Origin of the sequence: Stenotrophomonas sp. SrG, from assembly GCF_050031795.1 — a bacterium.
GTDB lineage: Bacteria > Pseudomonadota > Gammaproteobacteria > Xanthomonadales > Xanthomonadaceae > Stenotrophomonas > Stenotrophomonas rhizophila_A.
Genome location: NZ_JBNBBE010001541.1, coordinates 1 through 233 on the forward strand (window position 1 = coordinate 1; position 233 = coordinate 233).

The 233-nt window shown below is 70.8% G+C and carries 1 pseudogene; it reads right to left on the reverse strand.

From position 1 onward, the window contains the following. Positions 1–233, reverse strand: a pseudogene (locus tag ACQG3P_RS24545) (aminoacetone oxidase family FAD-binding enzyme); the annotation flags it as partial.

Here is a 233-nt window from a genome sequence, read left to right on the forward strand (position 1 = left end):
TGGACAGGCCGCCGGTGGCGACCACCCGCGCGGCGGCAAGGCAGCGGCCCTGCGCGGACTGCACGTGGAAGCCGGCCGCCCCTCTCTCGACCTTCTCCACCGCGCAGTCGGTCCGGATCTGCGCGCCGGCGGCGGTGAATTCGTCCACCAGCATGCGCACGAGCTGCATGGACGAGATGGCGCAGCACAGCTGGCCAAGCTCCTTCTCTTGGTAAGCGATGCCGTGCCGCTCG